This is a genomic window from Pseudomonas sp. SCA2728.1_7, assembly GCF_018138145.1.
Lineage (GTDB): Bacteria > Pseudomonadota > Gammaproteobacteria > Pseudomonadales > Pseudomonadaceae > Aquipseudomonas > Aquipseudomonas koreensis_A.
The window spans coordinates 1,092,942-1,108,507 of record NZ_CP073104.1; the positions used below are offsets into that span (position 1 = coordinate 1,092,942).

A 15,566-nucleotide genomic window follows, 5' to 3' on the forward strand; every position below is an offset into this window, starting at 1 on the left:
CTTCGCGAGCAGGCTCGCTCCCACAGGTGTCATGTGTGCGCTCGACCTTGTGCATGAATAAAACAAGAGGCAACCAATGTCCGACATCCTCTGGCAACCCGACGCCAACCGTATCGCCCAATCGCGCATGGACACCTTCCGCCGCGCGGTCAATCAACGTCATCATCTGAAACTCGACGACTACCCTGCCCTGCACCAATGGAGCATCGAGCAGCGCGCGGAGTTCTGGCAGGCGATCGTCGATACCTTCGATATCCGCTTTCACACCCAGCCCGATGCCGTGCTGCGCGAAGGCGCACAAATGCCCGACGCCGAGTGGTTTCCCGGCGCCACGCTGAACTTCGCCGAACACCTGCTGCGTCGTCGCGACGATGCTGTGGCGGTGATAAGCGTGGCGGAGAATGGCCAGCGTGAGCAATTGACCTGGGCCGAACTCGCCGAGCATGTCGCTGGGTTTCAAGCAAGCCTGCAAGCCGCCGGCGTTGGCCTCGGCGATCGCGTCGCGGCGTGTATGCCGAATACCTGGCAGACACTGGTGGCGATGTTGGCCACCACCAGCCTCGGCGCGATCTGGTCGTGCTCCTCACCGGACTTCGGCACCCACGGCGTAATCGACCGCTTCGGTCAGATCGAGCCGAAGGTGTTGATCACCTGCGCCGCTTATCGCTATGCCGGCAAGACCATCGACCAGACCGACAAGATCAACGGAATACTCGAACAGCTGCCAACGTTACGGCAGTTGATCATCGTGCCTTACGCCCAGCCTCAGGCCCAGGTCGAGACTTACCGCACTGGCGCCGACGTGACCTTGTGGGACGAGTTTTATGAGTCGGGCGGCGAACCGGACTTTGTCGCGGTGCCCTTCAACCATCCCCTGTACGTGCTGTATTCCAGCGGCACCACCGGTGTGCCGAAATGCATCATCCATAGCACCGGCGGTGTACTGCTGCAGCACGTCAAGGAACACGGCCTGCACTGTGATCTCGGCCCCGGAGACCGGCTGTTTTACTACACGACCTGCGGCTGGATGATGTGGAACTGGCTGGTTTCGGCGCTCGCGGTCGGCAGTGCCGTGGTGCTGTACGACGGCTCACCGTTTCACCCGGACAATCAGCGCTTGCTCGACTTGATCGACGATGAACGTATCAGCGTGTTCGGCACCAGCCCCAAGTTCCTCGCGACCCTGGAAAGCAGCGGTGCCAAACCCCGCGAGAGTCATGATCTGCGCAGCCTGAAGACGCTGCTGTGCACCGGTTCGGCGTTATCGCCGCAAAGCTATGACTTCGTCTATCGCGACTTCAAGCCTGATGTGTGCCTGGCGTCGATGTCTGGCGGCACTGACATTGTTTCGTGCTTCGTCAATGGCAACCCGCTGTCACCCGTGCGACGCGGCGAGAACATGGGCAAGAGCCTGGGCATGGCGGTTGAAGTCTGGAACGATGACGGGCAACCGGTGATTGGCGAAAAAGGCGAACTGGTCTGCACCCGGCATTTTCCGGCCATGCCGATCGGCCTGTGGAATGACCCGGACGGAACAAGATTGCGCCAGTCGTATTTCAGCCTGTTTCCCGGGGTCTGGGCACAGGGCGATTACGCCGAACAACGGCCGCATGGCGGAATGCTGATCCATGGGCGCTCGGATGCCGTGCTCAATCCGGGCGGCGTGCGCATCGGCACGGCGGAGATTTATCGTCAGGTCGAAAAGGTCGCCGACGTGCTGGACAGCGTCGCCATCGGTCAGCAGTGGCAGGATGACGTGCGGGTTGTGCTGTTTGTCAGGTTGCGTGAAGGGCTGACACTGGACGAGGCGCTGGAACAACGAATCCGCCAGGTGATCCGCGCCAATACCACCCCAAGGCATGTACCGGCGAAGATCGTGGCGGTGACGGACATTCCACGCACCATCAGCGGCAAGGTTGTGGAACTGGCCGTGCGTGAGGTGGTGCATGGAAGGCCGGTGAAAAACACCGATGCGCTGGCCAATCCCGAAGCGCTGGAGCAGTTTCGGGATCGGCCGGAGCTGGATATTTAGTACAAGAGGTTTGAGCCCGATAACTACACCGCTCTGGTCCAGCCTTCTTCCAGGGGCGGATCAGTCAAGTCGTGTGTTGCTGCGGCGTTCAGCTTGATCACGACGGGGCCGATAACCGTGCCACTGACTTTTTTGTCAATGGCTGCGCGAAGTACACTCAGATTGCTTTCGAACGTCACTGTATCGGTGTTCATCTGGCTGAGGAGCGATGTGAGCACTGCCAAAGAATCAGCGTTCTCAAAGGCTTTGGTGCTCGAGTGGAAGACGTCGCTGGAGTCAGCAACTGCCAGTCGGCCCAAGGCCAGATTAAGCAGTGCGGTCACGTCCAGCTGTTGACCACCCTTGGCAACACCATCGACATCCAGGGCATAGGCGACATCGCTGTGCTGTACGACCCCGTGAAATAACTCGTGGATCACGTCATCCGCCACCACGTCATGGTTCATGCCCTTGTCGATGAACTGGCGATTGATATTGGGAGTATTGATCTGGATGAACGGAATCGGGCTCTGCCCACCGGCGCGCTTCCATTGCGTGTAGGCCTCCACATCAAACTCAGCGATGCTGTTCGTCTCCTTGAGCGGATCGAGAAAGAAGTTGCTCATGGAAACGCCGGCGAAATCCGCCCTGACCAGCCGCAGATAATCCAAGACTCGATGCGCCGCATCGCTGGACGTCTGGCCCATCAATATTTTAATCAGGGCATCGCGCTCCACCCGATAGTCATGGTTCGTCAACACACTGATAGCACTTTCTATTTTTGCCCGCGCGCGCGGCAGGCTTTGCTCAATGAACAGTCGCGTGTAACTGACGGGCAACGTGCGATTGGCCCGCGGCAAGCGAAGTGAGGCCGTAAAGTTGAAGTGTCCCAATGCCGGCCCCCAAGGCTTGCCCAAACGATCCAGTGCGTACCACTTGAAGTTATTGCGCGCAGCCAGCACCGTAAGCGTGTCGGAAGCTGAAGCATTCGGCCGCCATGTACCATGCGCTGCTGAAGCATTATCCGCTGAGCGGATCAGGTTCTTGCCTTTATTGCTGCCGTGCAACGTGGTCAATTGAGATTTGGCCAGCCCCAGCAGTTCCAGCGTTGGTTTGCTGAATCGCAGAAATCCCTTGTGAACGAGTTTACCGACGCCGTACACCGCCGTGGGCACCCCATCCACCGGATTGAAAGCAGACACGGAGCTCGCCACGACAAGTTTGGTGACACGCGCAGCTTTGCTCGCCGCAGAGATTGTCTTGGCAGAAATGCTCAAGGCTTTGACGCCGGCGCCATAGAATGCGCCTCCCAGAGCAATGGCATCCATGAGGCAACCGTAGATCCCGTCTACGACTCGATTGTGCTCACCACTCGAGATGTCCTCGATACATTTTTTGAAGGGCACGGCCAGATCAACAAAATAAGTGGCGATTTTTTCGCCTTTTGTCCGCTCATTTTCCAGTTCGGTTGGCTCTGTAGCAGCCGCTACCAGTTCGTCAAACCTGATCACAGGATGATGATTGATGATGAACTCGGCGAGGCGCACAAGCTGTGGATTACTGAAGTTCTTGTAAACACTCCTTTCCAGCTTGATCGGGTTGGCAGCGGCGCTTAGCACGCCCAGCTTCTCCGCGATTGCCCGATCGGATCCTGCAAAATATTCCGGAGATTCGCCATGCATGTACTTGGAGAAATCAATATTGAATGAGGTTTTAGCGATGGGCTCATCGTGTTTTTTAAGATCGCCATCAAAATCCAGTCTGGCGGGTTTCTGAAACAAGCCTCTCTTGACCAGCTCATTACCGAGCTGATTGTTTTTGATCAGCTCACCCCGCAACGTAAACAGCTCATAGGCTGTAAGCTCGGCGCCATTTGACACGCACATCAACAGGCCGAAGCGTCCAGTAGCGGCATCCTTGCCTTGCCGCGTTTCATAATCGACTTCATAAGTGAAAGGTCCGGCAATGCGAAATGAAGACGTTTCAATCGCATGGTCGCGGAAGGTAAAGAAAGTCACTGCGCCTGTCAGAAAAGCCTGCAGATCTGCATGAGCCATGTTGGAAAGCGCGAGTTTCACCGTGGCAGTCAACGAGCGATTGAGGTTGGTCAGGTAGAGCCGTAGCTGGCGATGAAATTCCTCGTCGTTCGGGCGCAGGCGACGCAGTCGGGGAAACTCTTAGTGGATACTCGCAACCGCAGGGTCATGTCGTTTTGGCCTCTGGTAATTGGTCACACCACCATGCAAGGAAGGAATATTGGAATAGACATTATCCGGGAATATTTCCGGCCGATCCCACACCCCGCCCGACAGATCGCCGGACATATGCAAATCGATCATGCAGGCTGCCGTCGGAGACGCCCCCAGTCCCGGATGCTGGTAAAGCACTTTATCTTCCAGAAAGTCACACAGCGGCGCGGCATCTTCCAACGCCTCTTTGGCGATCATGCGCCTGTCGGGCAGCCTGCCGAAGCGCGGTACAAAGTTATCGGCATACTCCTGAAATGCTGACAGGGCACGTTCTGTGGTTTCCTTTTCCTTGCTCGCCAGTTCAGCTGAAGTCACCACACCATTGATCAATGCCCAATCGACCATCGGGCCGATCATGGCCATGTCACGCAGATGCACCTGCGCTTCGCTCAAGGGTTCCAGTTCTGCGTAAGCGACGATTTGCGCATAATTCATCACACGAGAAGCGCCCTTTCGTACCGACTCGGCCAGGACCACGGCTCGGCAAAAACTCATCCACTCCACAGAGCCCATCAGTAACGAGGACGGAACGCCCTTGACCGTGAACTCCGGAGCAATGCCTGCTAGCAACAAGTGCGCGGCCACTGGCGCCAAACCGGCAGTAGTCATTTGTTTGGTGACCAGAAAAGCCTGCAACTCCTGGCAAATAACAGCTGACTCGCGCCCGACATTGCTCGGCGCATAAAGCTCCAGGCGGGCGATGGACTTGCGAACAGCTGGGCTGCCAATCGATGGGTCGATATCCAGCAGCAGTGCAGTCACCAATAACTGGGCGAGACCACGATTTGATGGTGTCTCTCCCGGTTGAGAACCAAACCACTGGAGTGCTTTCAGATAAGCCATCGCCATATCACGTGCATAGGTATGGCGGAGTACACGGACAATCCACTCAGCAGCGTTTTCGTCGGTGACGTTTACCTGTCCGGTATTGCGGTGCAGGACGTCCAATAGCTTCTGGCCAGCACCCACTTGTTGGGTTGTAACCGAACGTATGGCACGACATTGTTCCGCAGACAGCACAATCAGCGAATGATCTTCCGCATCCAGCTGCCCCCAGAAATTGCCGAGCGAATCCACTTGCGGATTAAATTCAAAGTACCCGATCAGATTTTTTGTTTGCGTCAAGGTTTGCGGAACGGGCAAACCATGAAACTTCAGCCATTGGTCAATATCGACATAATCGGCGTCATAGATATAGCCACAAGCCTGTTTGGCAATATCACCAACGCGCAGAACATTCTGATAAGTTTGAGTGCGATCCGGGATATTATCGAGGTCCACTTCATGCCACTTCTCAGTGTCCTTGCGAAAGACTTCGACCCTTCCGCGCTCATTGACCCTGACCAATTCATTACTCAACGCGCGATGGCGGCGAAGCTCACTCATGATTCGACTATTGTTGGTCAATTTGCCCCAGAACACACGTCCGGGATTAAAAACCTCATGAAAAGACGAGCCCTCCTGCACGTCAACGGTATAACCCTGCCAGCTATAAACGGGATCTACCCCTTGCTCTTTGACTCCATCCCGCAACTGAGCAAGTACAGCAGCTCTTTCCTCAGCATCAAACGCTTCGCGGCGTTGTTGCTCCTGATGGGCAAGACTGTAAGATTTGAACAACTTCCCTGTAGCTTCAGACGACATGACGGTTTCCTTATAAATATTCAAGCGCTCAAGTTGAGCAGGCAAAGTTAAACCCGCCGACCACGAGAGAAGCCATCACATATTTATAAGTTAATATTTAAACACTCGCAAAACACCAAGCCAGAACTACTCCAGCAACCCCCAGCCACCACTTTCTCCTCCTACACCACTTCCACTTTCAACCCGCAACTTTACCCGCAACTTCAGATTAGTTGCAGAATCAGCATGCTTTAACATTTCCTCCTCGCTCACGACATGCGCCTCAAACAATTTGAACAGTGATTGATCAAACGTTTGCATGCCCTCATCGGACTTCTCCATGATCGTTTTAAGTTCACCCAATTCATTACGGCGTATCAGATCGCTGATGGTCGGTGTTCCCAGCATTACTTCCACAGCAGCCCTGCGTTGCCCGTCGACAGTGCGCACCAACCGCTGCGAGATAAATGCTTTCAGGTTATTGCCCAGCGTCTGCAACAACTGCGGCCGACGCTCTTCCGGGAACATATTGATGATCCGGTCCAGCGCCTGATTGGCGTTGGTGGCATGCAACGTCGACAACACCAGATGCCCGGTATCGGCAAATGCCAACGCATGTTCCATGGTTTCGCGGTCACGGATTTCGCCGATCAGCACCACGTCCGGGGCTTGGCGCAGGGTGTTTTTCAACGCGGCGTGAAAGCTGCGTGTATCGACTCCGACTTCACGTTGGTTAATGATCGAACGCTGATGCCGATGGATGTACTCGATCGGGTCCTCAATAGTGATGATGTGCCCGCTGCTGTGCCGGTTGCGATGATCGATCAGCGCAGCCAGCGAAGTCGATTTCCCGGAATCGGTGGCACCGACGAACAGGATCAACCCTTGCTTGAGCATGACGGTGTCGAGCAGTACCGCCGGCAGTTTCAGATCGGCGAAACGCGGTATGTCGAGTTTGACGTTACGAATCACGATCGACACATCGTTGCGCTGCTTGAAGATGTTCACGCGAAAGCGACCAATGCCCGCTCGCGAAATCGCCAGATTCATTTCCAGATCCCGGTCGAACTCCCGTCGTTGCTCGACGTCCATCAGTGAGGCGGCGATGGCAGCGGTCTCACCGTTCTTGAAAGGCTGTTCGCTCAACGCCGTGAGCACGCCATCGATACGCGCACTGGGCGGTGCTCCTGTAGACAGGAACAGATCCGAACCGTTTTTATTGGACAAAACTGACAACAGTGCATCGATTTCCATGGCAAAAAGCACCCGCGAAGCATTCAATGAACAGAAAATGGCCTGCACCTGGCGCAGATCAACTGCAACAATGATAGACGTCGCCTCACCGAACCACGCTCAGGACTGATGTAATGAATGCTGTACCGAACACCGACGACGCTCAGGCACTGATCGCCCGCACCGACTGGAGCCGTGGCCCGCTGGGTGCTGCCGGCAACTGGCCGCAGAGCTTGCGTACCGCGGTGGACATCGTGATTCACTCGCCCATGCCGATGCTGCTGTTGTGGGGGCCGCAACTCACGCAGATCTACAACAACGGCTTCGCTCTGCTCGCCGGCCACAAGCATCCGCACGCTTTCGGACAGCCTGCGCACCAGATCTGGCCGGAACTTCGCGACTTTACCGACCCGATTTACAGCGCCGTCCTACAAGGCCAGGTACGCACCTACAGCGAAAGACGTTTCACCCTGCAACGGGACGGCAAAGAATCCGACTTCTGGCTGGATCTGACCTACAGCCCGATCCGTGATGAAACCGCGCAAGTCGCCGGAATTCTGGTCACCGCCATCGAAACCAACGAACGCCGGCGCATCGCGCTGGAACTGCAACGACGCTCCGAAGAAAGCCTCAAGGCGCAACGCGAAACCGAGGAGCGTCTGCAACTGGCCTTGGCCGCGACCGATGCCGTCGGCACCTGGGATTGGGACATCGGCGAAGATCGCTTTATCGCTGATGCGCATTTCGCACAACTGCACGGCGTTGATCCCGGCCTGTCCGGTCGATTGCCGATCAGCGATTACCTGCAAGGCGTGCACCCTGAAGACCGCGCAATGGTCGCGCGCAGCATCAAACACTGCATCACCTACGGCACCGAATACGCTGAGGAATATCGCTTGCTGCAAGCCGATGGCGAGGTGCGCTGGGTATTCGCTCGCGGACGCTGCTACAAGGATCATCATGGCCGGCCCACGCGTTTCCTCGGGGCGGCGCTGGATCTGACCGAGCGCAAACACACCGAACAGGCGCTACGCCAGAGTCAGACCGAACTGCAGTTGATCATCAACGCCATGCCGATCCTGATCAGTTATGTCGACCGTGAAGAACGCTTCCGCCTGAACAACGCGGCCTATCTGGACTGGTACGGGCTAACACCGCAGGAGCTCTACGGACGCACGATTCGCGAAGTCATCGGTGAAGAGGCGTATTTCCTGCGCCTGCCTTACATTGCCGAGGCGCTGGCCGGCAGGCCGTGTTCGTTCAGCCTGTACACCCCGCATCGCGATGGCAGCAGTCGTCACGCACTGATGAATTACCTGCCACGTTACGGGGCGGACGGCGCCGTCAACGGCTTCTATATCTTTGTGATCGACGAGACCGAGCGCAAGAAAACCGAAGAAGCCTTGCGCAATCTCAACGAAACTCTCGAAGAGCGGGTCAGCGCCCGCACCGAGCAATTGGCCCAGGCCAACCAGCGTTTGCAGAACGAGATGTTCGAACGCGAGCGTGCCGAAGATGCCTTGCGCCATGCGCAGAAGATGGAGGCTGTCGGTCAGCTCACCGGCGGTATCGCCCACGACTTCAACAACATGCTCACCGGGATCATCGGCAGTCTCGATTTGATGCAGCGCTACATTGCCAATGGCCGGGCCGACGAAATTGGTCGTTTTACCGAAGCTGCCGTGTCATCGGCCAACCGTGCGGCAGCGTTGACACATCGTCTGTTGGCGTTTTCGCGGCGCCAATCGCTGGATCGCAAGACCCTCAATGTCAATGAGCTGGTGCATTCGCTGGAAGATCTGATCCGGCGAACCAAGGGCGATCCGATCGAACTCACTCTGCGTCTGGCTGAGCATGTGTGGCCGGTCAGCACCGACGTCAGCCAACTGGAAAACGCCCTGCTCAATCTGGTCATCAATGCCCGCGACGCGATGCCTGATGGCGGCGAGTTGTTGATCGAGACCGCTAACGTCTATCTCGACGGCAGCGATATCACCACGCTCGAACCGGTCAAGGCCGGCGATTACCTGATGCTGGCGGTCAGCGACAACGGCACCGGCATGACGCCCTCGGTGCGGTCCAAGGCCTTCGATCCGTTCTTCACCACCAAGCCTATTGGCCAGGGCACCGGGTTGGGGCTGTCGATGATTTATGGTTTTGCACAGCAATCGGGTGGCCACGTCAGCCTCGACAGCCTGCCGGGCCAGGGCACGTGTGTGCGCTTGTACTTGCCGCGCTTGTACGGCATCGAGCCGGAACGGCCGGCAATCGCGCCCATTGAACAAGCGCCGGCGACGGCGACTGGCGAAACCGTGATGGTCGTCGAAGATGACCCGGCGGTGCGCATGCTGGTGCTCGATCTGCTCCGGGAGTTGGGTTACCAAGCCTACGAAGCCGAAGATGCCAAGGCCGCTCTGCCCCTGCTGGAATCCGATCTGCGCGTGGATCTGCTGGTCACCGACGTCGGTCTGCCCGGCATGAATGGCCGGCAACTGGCGGAAATCGCCCGTCAGCATCGGCCGGGTCTCAAGGTGTTGTTCATGACCGGTTATGCGCAGAAAGCCGCCGAGCGTCAGGGTTTTCTCGAGGACGGCATGGACATGGTCGCCAAACCATTTGCCATTGAGCTGCTGGCCAGCAAGATCCGCACCATGATCAGCCAAACCCCGTGACTTGAGGCATAATCCGCGCCCCGCCGTCACCCCGTTATCAGGTACCGCACGATGAAAGCCCAAGCCCGCCACATTCTGGTGAAAACCGCCGAAGAGGCCGAACAACTCAAACAACGCATCGCCAAGGGCGAAGCGTTCGATGTGCTGGCGAAGAAATTTTCGACCTGCCCGTCCGGCAAACGCGGCGGCGATCTGGGTGAAGTGCGGCCGGGGCAGATGGTCGGGGCGATTGATGCGGTGATTTTCAAAAAGCCGTTGCGCACCGTGCATGGGCCGATCAAGAGCAAGTTCGGGTATCACCTGGTGCAGGTGTTTTACCGCGATTGAGTGGTTGGCTTCAGGGCCCTTTCGCGAGCAGGCTCGCTCCCACATTTGGAATGCATTCTCCTGTGGGAGCGAGCCTGCTCGCGAACCGATTGCGCAGCAAGCGGCCATTCAAGCCTGTTTCGGAATCAATGCCCCCGGCACCTGAATCACTCGGCTGGCCAGCAAGTGCCCGGCCTCGGCGGCCTCCTCCGGACTGCCCCCCAGCAAGCGACTGGCCAGATACGCCGCACTGAACGAATCCCCCGCCGCCGTGGTGTCCACCACTTTCTCGACCTTCTGCGCCGGCACTTCAAATGTCTCGCCATCACAACGAATCAGACACGCCTCGGCGCCACGCTTGAGCACCACTTCCGGCGTGCCGAACTGCGCATACGCCGCAAACACCGCTTCGCAATCGGCGAAACCGAACAGCGCCTGTTCGTCATCCACCGTCAACAACGCCAGATCAACGTAGGGCAACACACTTCGATAGGCCGCCCGCGCATCTTCGACAGAGGCCCACAAGCGTGGCCGGTAGTTGTTATCGAAGACGATGCGCGCATCACGCTGGCGCGCTTCGATCAGCGTCTGGATCAGTTTTTCCCGGCCCAGCGCACCGAGTACAGCGAGGGTAATGCCGCTGAAATACAGCACATCGTAGTCTGGCAATGCCGCCAGAATCGGCTCGGCGGCGGGCGTGGTGAAGCAGTCGCGAACCGCCGCTTCGTTGCGCCAATAGAGAAAACGCCGCTCGCCGCTGGCATCGGTCTGGATGCAATACAGTCCCGGCAGGCGACCCGGTAGACGTTGCACCAGCTCGAGGCCAATGCCTTCATCGGACCAGATCTGGCACATGGCGTCGCTGAAGCTGTCATCGCCCAATGCGGTGACGTAATCGACCTGCGCCTTGTCGCCCATGGCGCGGGACAGATACACCGCGGTGTTCAGGGTGTCGCCGCCGAAGCTTTGCTGCAGGCTGCCGTCGGCGCGCTGCTGAAGTTCGATCATGCATTCGCCGATCAGGGCGATACGCGGGGTGTTCGGGCCCAGGGGGCTGAGGGTGTTCATCTTGTGCTGTCTCTGGTTGATCGATGGTGTCTGGACTGGCGCCTTCGCGAGCAGGCTCGCTCCCACAATTTGGAATGCGTTCCCCTGTGGGAGCGAGCCTGCTCGCGAAGGCCGCGACTCGGTTTCAAGTCTTAGAAACAGGTTTCCATGCGCTCGATCACCGACAACTGCTCATCCACCAACAACCCCACACGCCACTTGTCGAACGTCAGGCACGGGTGCGAAGTACCAAAGGAAATGATGTCACCTACGCGCAATTCAACGCCCGGCGCCACCGTCATGAACGCGTGCTGATCCATCACCGCTGTAACTTTGCAGGCACCGACGTCATCGCCCAGCGCCGGCACCACACCTGCCTTGTAGCGCAGCAACGGCACCGGCAACCCGGCATCGTACGCCACGTCGCGCTTGCCCAAGGCGATCACCGCAAAACCCGGCTCCGGCAGCGACTGCACGTGCGCCCAGACTTCCAGCGCCGGGCGCAGTCCTTCGTGCAAATCGCTGCGGCGGTCGAGCACGCAGCACTGCGCCTCTTTGTAGATACCGTGGTCATGCGCGACGTAACTGCCCGGACGCAACACGCTGAGGAAACGCCCGGCGGCGTTCTGCGCTTCGAACGATTCGGCGATCAGGTCGTACCACGCCGAACCCGAGGCGGTGATGATCGGCTTGGCGATCGCGAACGCGCCGCTGTTCTGCAACTGCACCGCCAGACGCACCAGGGATGCAGCAAACTCACGAATCCCGCTGACCGCGTGATCGCCGTGAATCACCCCTTCGTAACCTTCGATGCCAGTCAGGGCCAGCGCCGGTTGCGCGTTGATCGCCTTGGCCAGTTCGATGACTTCCTGCTCGCCGCGGCAACCGCAACGCCCGCCGACCACGCCGTATTCGATCATTACGTTGAGCTTCACTCCACGCGAGGCGAAGTACGCACCGAGATCGGCGACGTTGTCCGGGTGATCGACCATGCAATAGAAATCGAACGACGGATCGGCGAGCAGATCGGCGATCAATGCCATGTTTGGCGTGCCGACCAATTGGTTGGCCATCAGCACACGGCGCACGCCATGGGCGTAAGCAGCCTGGGTCTGGGTCGCGCTGGCGAGGGTGATGCCCCACGCGCCGGCGTCGAGCTGACGCTTGAACAGTGCCGGGGTCATGCTGGTTTTGCCGTGGGGCGCGAGTTCCGCGCCGCTGTCGCTGACAAACTTCTGCATCCAGCGGATGTTGTGCTCCAGCGCTTCGCGGTGCAGCACCAGCGCCGGCAGGCTGACGTCACGCGTCAGGTGCGCGCCAATGGCCGCGTCGCCCTTTTCTCCAGCAGTATTGATGGCAGTCGTCATGGTCGAACTCCTCACTTGGTCCACGGCCGCAGGCAGCCGCAGTTATTCGTTGATGCGCCGGGCGAGGCTGTTGGCGCTCTCGATCAGCACCCGGCGATAGTCGTTGTAATTGTTCTTCGCATCGGCCCGCGGGGCGACGATGCACAAGGTGCAAATCGCGATGCCATTGCGGTCTTTGACCGGCGCGGCGAAGCAATGGGTAAAGGTGTCGGCGACGCTGTCGAAGGAGAAAAATCCATCGATGCCGGCCTGACGGATTTCCGCGAGAAAACGCTCCAGTGGCAAACGCTCGCCGTCGGGCAGGATGTAATCATCTTCGTCGATCAGGTCGATGATCTGTTGATCGCTCAGGTGTGCGAGCAACAGGCGTCCGGAAGCCGTCCACGGGATCGGCGCGTTTTCGCCGATGTCGGAGGAAATACGGAAATGCCGTTCACCCTCCTTCATTAGCGCCACCGTGTATTTGCGCCCGTTGAGCAGGCACATCTGCGCGGTTTCATGGGTCTGGCTGACGATCTCCTGCAAGGCGTGATCGGCCTCGCGGCTGAGATCGAAGTGACGCAAATGCGCCTGACCGAGAAAGTACAACTGCCGGCCCAGATAGACATGACCGTCCTTGCCCACCGGCTCCAGAATCCGTCGTTCGAGCAGCGAAGCGACCAGTTCGTAGACCGTGGATTTCGGGCTGCCGATGCCGTTGGCGATGTCGTTGGGGCGCAGCGGCTGGCCGATCTCCTTGAGGAAATCGAGGATATCGAACGCCCGGTCCAGACCGCGTGCCCGGCGTTTGATGGTGTCTTCGGTCATTTCAGTGGTTCCCATTCAAAGTCGCCGGATGGTAACTGGCCCTTGGTGTTGTGTCAGTCGGATTGCTGCCCTCACCCCCCGCCCTCTCCCAGAGGGAGAGGGAGCCTGACCGTATCGATGTAAATGTATGCGTCATACGCAAAATCCGCATCGATACAGATCAGTCCCCTCTCCCAGAGAGATAGACCCTGACTGTATCGATGCACATGTTGTGATCAGCCGCCAAAAGCTGCATCGATAGAGATCGGTCCCCTCTCCCAGACAGATAGAGCCTGACTGTATCGATGCACATGTTGTGATCAGCCGCCAAAAGCTGCATCGATAGAGATCGGTCCCCTCTCCCTCCGGGAGAGGGTTAGGGTGAGGGAAAGCCGTCACTCAGGCCTTTTTCTTGTACGCGATGCAGTCGATCTCGACCTTGCAATCGACCATCATGCTCGCCTGCACACAGGCCCGCGCCGGTGCGTGTTCAGGCTTGAAGTACTCGCCGAAAACCTTGTTGAAACTGCTGAAATCCCGTGGATCGTCCAGCCACACGCCAGCACGCACGACATCTTCCAGGCCATAACCGGCCTCTTCGAGAATCGCGATCAGGTTCTTCATGGTCTGATGGGTCTGCTCGACGATACCGCCAACGATAATCTCGCCATCCACCGCCGGCACCTGGCCGGATACGTGCAGCCAGCCATCCGCTTCAACAGCGCGAGCGAAGGGACGTGGCTGGCCGCCAGCGGCGGTGCTGCCGGTGCCATATCGAGTAATGCTCATGGGTGTTTCTCCTGATTACAAACCGAAAAATTAAAACCGCGTGCTTTTCAGAAACTCAGCCAGACGCGGCGATTGCGGGCGTTCGAACAGCTCCTTGGGAGGCCCCTGCTCTTCGATCCGCCCCTGATTCATGAAAACGATCTTGTCCGAGACCTCGAAGGCAAAACGCATTTCGTGGGTCACCAGCAACATGGTCATGCCGTCCTCGGCCAGGCCCTTGATCACGTTGAGCACTTCGCCAACCAGTTCCGGATCGAGCGCCGAGGTGACTTCGTCGAACAGCATCAAACTCGGGTTCATCGCAATCGCCCGGGCGATCGCCACGCGCTGTTGCTGGCCGCCGGACAACTGACCGGGAAAGTGATTGCGCCGCTCCAGCAGGCCCACACGCTCGAGCCATTTCTCGGCGAGGACCACGGCTTCGTCCTTGTGCATTTTCTTCACCTTGAGCAGGCCCAGGGTGACGTTCTGCAACGCGGTCAGATGCGGGAACAGGTTGAATTGCTGGAACGCCATGCCGGTCATCGCGCGATGGCGGGCGATGACTTTTTCTGCATGCCGCACATGCTTGCCGTTGACCTCGTCATAGCCGATGGATTCGCCGTCGAGCAGGATCTGCCCGCCCTGGAATTCTTCGAGCATGTTCACGCAACGCAGCAGCGTGGTCTTGCCCGAACCGCTGGAGCCGATCAGCGTCACCACGTTGCCGCGCTGCATGCTCAGGTCGACACCCTTGAGCACTTCGACTGCGCCGTACTGTTTGTGCAGGCCACGGATGTCCAGCAACGCCTGATTCTCTGGGGAAACTTGAGCTTGAGTCATGGCAGGGCCACCCGTTTTTCAATGTGCCGGCCGAGTAACTCGATGCCGTAGTTGATGACGAAGAACAGAAAACCGGCGAACAGGTAGAACTCCAGGGTCATGAAGTTCCGGGCGATGATCTGTTGGGTGCTGAGCAACAATTCGGCGACGCCGATCACCGACAGCAAGGTCGAAGCCTTGACGATTTCGGTGGACGAGTTGACCCAGGTCGGCAGGATCTGCCGCAGCGCCTGAGGCAACAATACGTAGCCAAGGGATTGATAGAACGTCAGGCCGATGGCCTGGCTCGCTTCCATCTGCCCGCGCGGCAAGGCTTGCAGCGCACCACGGACAATCTCAGCCACATGAGAACCGCAAAACAAGGTCAGACCCAAGGCGCCGGCCTGGAACGCGCTGATCTGCCAGCCCAGCGCCGGTGCCATATAGAAGCAGGCCAGTACCAGCACAAATACCGGTGTGCCGCGAATCAGGTCGACGTAGAAACGAAACGGCGCGCGCATCCAGAATTTGCCGTAGGTCAGCACCAGACCGGTGACCACGCCGAGCATCGTGCCGAGCAGAATCGCCAGTGCCGACACTTGCACGCTGGTCAGAAAGCCCTGCCACAACGGCTCACGCGCGACCCACAATTCATGTAACCAACTCGGAGATTCGTACATCG

At 58.3% G+C, this 15,566-nt stretch carries 12 protein-coding genes; 3 read left to right on the plus strand and 9 right to left on the minus strand.

Annotated elements, in window-relative coordinates; genetic code table 11:
* Window positions 1-76 precede the first annotated feature (76 nt).
* Window positions 77-2,032, plus strand: coding sequence for an acetoacetate--CoA ligase (locus KBP52_RS04800; protein WP_212622216.1), 1,956 nt, complete (start codon window positions 77-79; stop codon window positions 2,030-2,032).
* A 23-nt stretch (window positions 2,033-2,055) separates the two neighbouring features.
* Here the strand turns inward: KBP52_RS04800 and KBP52_RS30445 are convergent, their stop codons facing one another.
* The 3 genes from KBP52_RS30445 to KBP52_RS04810 all read right to left on the minus strand — a co-directional run bounded on the left by KBP52_RS30445 (window position 2,056) and on the right by KBP52_RS04810 (window position 7,137).
* A complete protein-coding gene (locus KBP52_RS30445) occupies window positions 2,056-4,089 on the minus strand; it encodes a hypothetical protein (protein ID WP_249122257.1) in 2,034 nt (677 codons plus the stop codon).
* 99 nt (window positions 4,090-4,188) lie between these two features.
* Window positions 4,189-5,904, minus strand: a complete 1,716-nt coding sequence (locus KBP52_RS30450) for a hypothetical protein (RefSeq protein WP_249122258.1) — start codon at window positions 5,902-5,904, stop codon at window positions 4,189-4,191.
* Window positions 5,905-6,030: 126 nt separating this feature from the next.
* Window positions 6,031-7,137, minus strand: coding sequence for a PilT/PilU family type 4a pilus ATPase (locus KBP52_RS04810; RefSeq protein ID WP_212622217.1), 1,107 nt, complete (start codon window positions 7,135-7,137; stop codon window positions 6,031-6,033).
* A 113-nt stretch (window positions 7,138-7,250) separates the two neighbouring features.
* On the opposite strand from KBP52_RS04810, the gene KBP52_RS04815 reads away from it, so the two are divergent.
* Window positions 7,251-9,788: a PAS domain S-box protein gene (locus KBP52_RS04815; protein ID WP_212622218.1), complete on the plus strand. Its 2,538-nt coding sequence runs from the start codon at window positions 7,251-7,253 to the stop codon at window positions 9,786-9,788.
* A gap of 51 nt (window positions 9,789-9,839) precedes the next feature.
* Window positions 9,840-10,115: a peptidylprolyl isomerase gene (locus tag KBP52_RS04820; protein ID WP_007912322.1), complete on the plus strand. Its 276-nt coding sequence runs from the start codon at window positions 9,840-9,842 to the stop codon at window positions 10,113-10,115.
* A 108-nt stretch (window positions 10,116-10,223) separates the two neighbouring features.
* On the opposite strand, the gene KBP52_RS04825 is transcribed toward KBP52_RS04820, so the two are convergent.
* The 6 genes from KBP52_RS04825 to KBP52_RS04850 all read right to left on the minus strand — a co-directional run bounded on the left by KBP52_RS04825 (window position 10,224) and on the right by KBP52_RS04850 (window position 15,564).
* Window positions 10,224-11,162, minus strand: coding sequence for a sugar kinase (locus KBP52_RS04825; protein ID WP_212622219.1), 939 nt, complete (start codon window positions 11,160-11,162; stop codon window positions 10,224-10,226).
* A gap of 131 nt (window positions 11,163-11,293) precedes the next feature.
* Window positions 11,294-12,508 (minus strand): amino acid deaminase, encoded by a 1,215-nt coding sequence (locus tag KBP52_RS04830; RefSeq protein WP_212622220.1) that lies wholly within the window; start codon window positions 12,506-12,508, stop codon window positions 11,294-11,296.
* A gap of 42 nt (window positions 12,509-12,550) precedes the next feature.
* Window positions 12,551-13,315, minus strand: coding sequence for an IclR family transcriptional regulator (locus KBP52_RS04835; protein WP_016984339.1), 765 nt, complete (start codon window positions 13,313-13,315; stop codon window positions 12,551-12,553).
* Between the two features lie 378 nt (window positions 13,316-13,693).
* Entirely contained in the window at window positions 13,694-14,083 is a 390-nt protein-coding gene (locus KBP52_RS04840; RefSeq protein ID WP_007912330.1) for a RidA family protein, read from the minus strand.
* Between the two features lie 30 nt (window positions 14,084-14,113).
* Entirely contained in the window at window positions 14,114-14,905 is a 792-nt protein-coding gene (locus KBP52_RS04845) for an amino acid ABC transporter ATP-binding protein (RefSeq protein ID WP_212622221.1), read from the minus strand.
* Window positions 14,902-15,564, minus strand: a complete 663-nt coding sequence (locus KBP52_RS04850) for an amino acid ABC transporter permease (RefSeq protein WP_122590829.1) — start codon at window positions 15,562-15,564, stop codon at window positions 14,902-14,904. Before KBP52_RS04850 ends, KBP52_RS04845 begins: the two co-directional genes overlap by 4 nt.
* Between the last annotated feature and the right edge of the window lie 2 nt (window positions 15,565-15,566).

Coding starts and splice junctions, on each gene's coding strand:
- KBP52_RS04800 (WP_212622216.1), top strand. CDS start 77: ATGTCCGACATCCTCTGGCAACCCGACGCCAACCGTATCGCCCAATCG.
- KBP52_RS30450 (WP_249122258.1), bottom strand. CDS start 5,904: ATGTCGTCTGAAGCTACAGGGAAGTTGTTCAAATCTTACAGTCTTGCC.
- KBP52_RS04810 (WP_212622217.1), bottom strand. CDS start 7,137: ATGGAAATCGATGCACTGTTGTCAGTTTTGTCCAATAAAAACGGTTCG.
- KBP52_RS04815 (WP_212622218.1), top strand. CDS start 7,251: ATGAATGCTGTACCGAACACCGACGACGCTCAGGCACTGATCGCCCGC.
- KBP52_RS04820 (WP_007912322.1), top strand. CDS start 9,840: ATGAAAGCCCAAGCCCGCCACATTCTGGTGAAAACCGCCGAAGAGGCC.
- KBP52_RS04825 (WP_212622219.1), bottom strand. CDS start 11,162: ATGAACACCCTCAGCCCCCTGGGCCCGAACACCCCGCGTATCGCCCTG.
- KBP52_RS04830 (WP_212622220.1), bottom strand. CDS start 12,508: ATGACGACTGCCATCAATACTGCTGGAGAAAAGGGCGACGCGGCCATT.
- KBP52_RS04835 (WP_016984339.1), bottom strand. CDS start 13,315: ATGACCGAAGACACCATCAAACGCCGGGCACGCGGTCTGGACCGGGCG.
- KBP52_RS04840 (WP_007912330.1), bottom strand. CDS start 14,083: ATGAGCATTACTCGATATGGCACCGGCAGCACCGCCGCTGGCGGCCAG.
- KBP52_RS04845 (WP_212622221.1), bottom strand. CDS start 14,905: ATGACTCAAGCTCAAGTTTCCCCAGAGAATCAGGCGTTGCTGGACATC.
- KBP52_RS04850 (WP_122590829.1), bottom strand. CDS start 15,564: ATGTACGAATCTCCGAGTTGGTTACATGAATTGTGGGTCGCGCGTGAG.